The following is a 5,421-nucleotide window of genomic DNA, read 5'->3' as shown; positions in this document are numbered from 1 at the left end:
TCATTAGTGATTGTACTCACTTAACTCAGTGTCCAAAACTGCTGGTGCGGATCATACCACGGCTTTGGAAGTTCTCGGTACAACACCCAGAGATCCCGATCAAAGTGCTAACAGGCTGCGATACCCCAAATTTAAAACACGGTGAGATTGATGTGGCTATTCGACAAGGTGAAGACCTATGTGTGGAAGATGGTTTAACTCTTGAGGTACTAATCAACGAACCTATCTATCCTTTTTGCTCACCAGAATTAGCAAACTCTCTTAAATTCACCTCACCAGAACAGCTACTTAAATGTTGGTTAGTTCAATTCGAGGGTGGTTGCTTCCCTTGGGAAAGTTGGTTTAAACAAGCTAATGTTCCGATGCAAGACAGTTCTATTCAATGGATGGAAGTAGGTACTTTTGATATGGGATTAACGACAGTTATGGCTGGTCATGGAGTTTGCCTTGCAACAGACAGTTTAGCTGGTGACTTCATTGAACGCGGCTTGTTAGTAAAGCCATTTGATATAGGCATGACGCCTGGCGTTCAAGTAAATCTATGTTTTGACCCTAACTCGCCTAGAGAAGTGCGTATAACGGCATTTACCAATTGGTTACATGAAGAAGTAAATGAGATATTGGAGAGCTAGCTCTTGTCTTTCAACTCCTGAAATAGGCAGTTCTTCAATAACTAAACACAAACTACCAGCTTAAATGGTCTGATAATTCATAAAGCGAAACTGGTATACTTAGCTCAAATAAATGGCGAGAACATCTCATGACACAAGACAATAATCCACTTCACGGTATCACTCTACAGAAGCTACTGACTGAATTGGTTGAACATTACGGTTGGGAAGAGTTGAGTTACATGGTGAACATCAACTGCTTTAAAAAAGACCCGAGCATTAAATCAAGCTTAAAATTTTTGCGTAAAACAGATTGGGCACGCACCAAGGTAGAGCAGATTTACATCGACTTAAAACGTTAGTCTCTCCCTGCTTTATCAGTCCCGTGTTGAATAAATACGGGACAACCCCTGTGTCTACTTTTTAGGGGCTACATCAGCACCTCGCACCTCGCACCTCGCACCTCGCACCTCGCACCTCGCCCCTCGCACCTCGCAGTATATTACAAACAATAAAAAGCCCCGCAAGCTTTCACTTGCGGGGCTTTTTTAGCTAATTTAGAAAAGGGCTAATTACTTACCAGCTTCTTTTTCTGCTTTAACTTTTGCAATCACTTCGTCAGCAACGTTAGTTGGACATGGTGCGTATTGTGCGAATTCCATAGAGAATTGGCCACGACCAGAAGTGATAGTACGTAGGTGACCGATGTAGCCGAACATCTCAGAAAGAGGTACGTCAGCTTTAATACGAACACCAGTAACGCCAGCTTGTTGATCTTTGATCATGCCACGACGACGGTTAAGGTCACCGATAACATCACCAACGTGATCGTCTGGAGTGAACACGTCAACGTTCATGATAGGCTCAAGAAGTTGCGCGCCAGCTTTAGGCATAGATTGACGGAATGCGCCTTTCGCTGCGATTTCAAATGCGATAGCAGATGAATCGACTGCGTGGAAGCCACCATCGAAAAGTTCAACTTCAACGTCTAGCGTAGGGAAGCCAGCTAGTACGCCGTTATCCATCATGCCAGCAAAGCCTTTCTCAACTGCAGGCCAGAATTCTTTAGGAACGTTACCGCCCACAACTACTGAGTTGAACTTGAAGCCAGAACCTGCTTCACCTGGTTTGATACGGTAATCGATCTTACCGAATTGACCAGAACCACCAGACTGTTTCTTATGCGTGTAGCTATCTTCAATTGCTTGAGTGATAGTTTCACGGTAAGCAACTTGAGGAGCACCAACTGTTAGGTCAACGCCGTAAGTACGCTTAAGGATATCTACCTTGATGTCTAGGTGAAGCTCACCCATACCTTTAAGGATAGTTTCGCCAGTTTCTTCGTCAGTCTCAACTTGGAAAGATGGATCTTCTGCAACCATTTTACCGATCGCGATACCCATTTTCTCAGAACCGCCTTTATCTTTTGGAGATACAGCGATAGAGATTACTGGAGTTGGGAAAACCATTGGCTCAAGCGTTACTTGGTCTTTTGGATCACATAGAGTGTGACCAGTTTGAACGTTCTTCATACCAACGATCGCAATGATGTCACCAGCTTGTGCGCTAGTTAGTTCGTTACGGTCATCAGCTTGCATCTCAACCATACGGCCAACACGCTCAGTTTTACCTGTGAATGAGTTAAGGATCGTGTCACCTTTGTTCAATTTACCAGAGTAAATACGAACGAAAGTTAGAGCACCGAAACGGTCATCCATGATTTTGAACGCAAGCGCTTTGAAAGTTTCTTCAGTAGAAACGATAGCGTGGTTGCCTGTTTCTTCGCCGTTCTCATCCATTAGAGGTTGAGGATCAACTTCAGTTGGAGAAGGTAGGTAATCTACTACAGCATCAAGGATAACTTGCATGCCTTTGTTCTTGAACGCAGAACCACAGAACGTAGGGAAGAATGCGATATCACGAGTACCTTTACGGATACAACGTTTGATATCTTCGATAGAAGGCTCTTCACCTTCCATGTAAGCTTCCATTAGGTCATCGTCTTGCTCTACAGCAGTTTCGATTAGCTCTTCACGGTATTGCTCAACGTCATCAACCATGTCCGCAGGAACATCAGTGATTTCGTAGTTTTCAGGAAGACCAGTGTCATCCCAAACGTATGCTTTACGGCTTAGAAGGTCGACAACACCCACGAATTCATCTTCGCGGCCGATTGGTAGAACCATAACTAGAGGAGTTGCACCTAGAACGTTTTTAACTTGGTCAACAACGTTGTAGAAATCTGCACCCATACGGTCTAGTTTGTTAACGAAGATCAGACGAGATACTTCTGATTCGTTAGCGTAGCGCCAGTTAGTTTCTGATTGTGGTTCAACACCACCAGAACCACAGAATACACCGATACCGCCATCAAGTACTTTAAGAGAACGGTATACTTCAACTGTGAAGTCAACGTGTCCAGGAGTATCGATAACGTTTAGACGGTGACCGTTCCAGAAACAGCTTACAGCTGCTGATTGGATAGTAATTCCGCGCTCAGCTTCCTGTTCCATGAAGTCAGTAGTTGATTCGCCATCATGTACTTCACCAGTCTTGTGGATCTGACCAGTTAGCTTAAGGATACGCTCAGTGGTAGTTGTTTTACCCGCATCAACGTGCGCGAAAATACCAATGTTTCTGTATTTCGATAAATCTGCCATTGTCTTACTCTGTTAATAGGATATAAAATGCGCGCAGAGTATATCACAATCTGTGAGGACTGATAGCTTTGCATGCATTTGGGACTAAAAAACTTTGCCTTTTTCTAACATATAGAAAAAGGCAATCTGAAGAAACAATCTAAATGATTGTTAAGTTTAGTGCTAACTTAAAGCGAAAATAGCGTTTAAGTTAGACTGAATTTCTGCTGTATAGAGTAGCTGAAGTGAGCTCAATTACAACTCATCAAAAGCATTAATTGCTTCCGATAATTTTTTCACACCGTGGATCTGCATTCCTGGAATGCCACCTTTAGGCATGTTAGCCGCTGGTACAATGGCTCTCTTGAAGCCGTGTTTAAACGCCTCATTTAAGCGCTCTTGACCGCTCGGTACAGGTCGAATCTCACCAGCAAGGCCTACTTCGCCAAAAACCACCACATCTTTTGGCAATGCGCGGTCTCTGAAACTCGAAAGTAATGCCATTACCAATGCAAGATCAGCACTGGTTTCGGTTACTTTAACACCACCAACGACATTCACAAACACATCTTGGTCAGCCATTTGTAAGCCGCCGTGTTTATGCAGCACGGCTAATAACAATGACAGTCGATTTTGCTCGAGACCAACAGCGACACGACGCGGGTTAGCCAGCTGCGAATAATCCACCAGCGCTTGAATTTCGACAAGAAGTGGACGCGTCCCTTCCCAAACTACCATCACTGAACTGCCTGAGGTTTCTTCTTCACCACGAGACAGAAAAATAGCCGATGGATTGCTAACTTCTTTTAGTCCTTGCCCTGTCATGGCAAACACACCTAGCTCATTCACTGCACCAAAACGGTTCTTGTGGCTGCGCAAGGTTCTAAAACGACTGTCCGTTCCGCCATCTAACAACACCGAACAGTCAATAATGTGTTCAAGTACTTTTGGTCCCGCTAAGGTACCGTCTTTAGTTACGTGTCCCACTAGGAACACGGCAACGTTGTTCTGTTTCGCATAGCGCGTTAATGCGGTTGCCGATTCGCGCACCTGAGCAACACTGCCAGGAGACGATTGAACGTCAGCGACATGCATAACTTGGATTGAGTCGATAACCATGATCTTAGGCTGCTCTCTTTCTGCAACCTGACAGATTTTATCAACATTGGTTTCAGAGAGCATCTTTAGGTGCTCTTTTGGCAATCCAAGTCGAGATGCTCGCATCGCAACTTGTTGAAGAGATTCTTCGCCAGTGACATAAAGTGTCGGTAACTGGGAAGAAAGCTGACACATAGTCTGCAATAACAGCGTTGATTTACCGGCACCAGGGTTACCACCAATAAGAATCGCAGCGCCAGGGACAACACCACCACCAAGTACACGATCAAGCTCTTTGAAGCCACTACTAAAGCGCGGGACCTCTTGCAAGTCGATTTCCGATAGCGTTTGAACCGAAGATTCAGTTGCATAACCACTTAGTCGTTCATTGCGCGCGACCTGAGGTGAAGCGGCTAACCTAACTTCTGTAATCGTGTTCCAAGCACCACATGCATTGCACTGCCCTTGCCAACGTGGAAAATCATCACCGTAGTCTTGGCTTTTTATTTAGACAATTTTACAGACAAATCAAGATAAAGCCTTGTGCTGTAATGAATTATGAGAGTATTCTTAAAGGCTTTACTTCCGTCACCTAGAGTTGTCTAACTTTTCTAATTCATGATAGAGCATTGTCTAACGCCTTTGCCTAGCAAGGCTCATCAGCATGAGTACTCTTTTTGAAAATGATGCGTCAAATAGGCAAGATAATAGCCTGATAGTCCCTCTAGATGTCATTAATTACCAATCAAGATTGCCGAACTATTTCCATATAATATTCAGAATACTTGATGCTAAAGAGTTCGAACAACACGTCCTATGTCGCCACCCATCAAGATAGTGATTGTACCCTACCATATAGTAATTCAAGGTTTCTCCGGTAAAACAATCTCAGACAACTATGGATTTGCTAATTAATACGCAGCCCGAGCCACACAGTTACCCTTTAGGTCGATAAGCACTCTTTAGCGCTAATCAACAGCGCCAGTAAACACTTCACTTTGGGGCACTTTCTAACTCGAAAGTGATCCGCACCAGCAGTTTTGGACACTGAGTTAAGTGAGTACAATCACTAA

The 5,421-nt window shown here is 44.1% G+C and carries 4 protein-coding genes; 2 read left to right on the top strand and 2 right to left on the bottom strand.

The features are described from left to right. Together ACED28_RS22590 and ACED28_RS22585 are read left to right on the top strand one after the other, a co-directional pair. On the top strand, window positions 1-632 hold a 632-nt coding region (locus ACED28_RS22590), incomplete at its 5' end, for a LysR substrate-binding domain-containing protein (RefSeq protein WP_371710800.1). 128 nt (window positions 633-760) lie between these two features. Next, on the top strand, window positions 761-973 hold the full coding sequence (locus tag ACED28_RS22585; RefSeq protein ID WP_012604684.1) for a VF530 family DNA-binding protein: 213 nt from the start codon (window positions 761-763) through the stop codon (window positions 971-973). A 210-nt stretch (window positions 974-1,183) separates the two neighbouring features. Here ACED28_RS22585 and fusA read toward each other — a convergent pair whose 3' ends face one another. Beyond that, window positions 1,184-3,271, bottom strand: coding sequence for an elongation factor G (gene fusA / locus ACED28_RS22580; protein WP_009847514.1), 2,088 nt, complete (start codon window positions 3,269-3,271; stop codon window positions 1,184-1,186). Between the two features lie 234 nt (window positions 3,272-3,505). Beyond that, entirely contained in the window at window positions 3,506-4,855 is a 1,350-nt protein-coding gene (gene radA / locus ACED28_RS22575) for a DNA repair protein RadA (protein WP_371710801.1), read from the bottom strand. Window positions 4,856-5,421 lie beyond the last annotated feature (566 nt).

Origin of the sequence: Vibrio sp. 1F253, from assembly GCF_041439295.1 — a bacterium.
Classification (GTDB): Bacteria; Pseudomonadota; Gammaproteobacteria; order Enterobacterales; family Vibrionaceae; genus Vibrio; species Vibrio tasmaniensis_A.
The sequence above is the reverse complement of the archived record's forward strand: the minus strand, read 5'-3'. Positions and strand labels throughout refer to the sequence as shown.

Excerpts from the sequence above, each read along its gene's own strand:
- fusA (WP_009847514.1), bottom strand. The coding sequence starts at position 3,271 with ATGGCAGATTTATCGAAATACAGAAACATTGGTATTTTCGCGCACGTT.
- ACED28_RS22585 (WP_012604684.1), top strand. The coding sequence starts at position 761 with ATGACACAAGACAATAATCCACTTCACGGTATCACTCTACAGAAGCTA.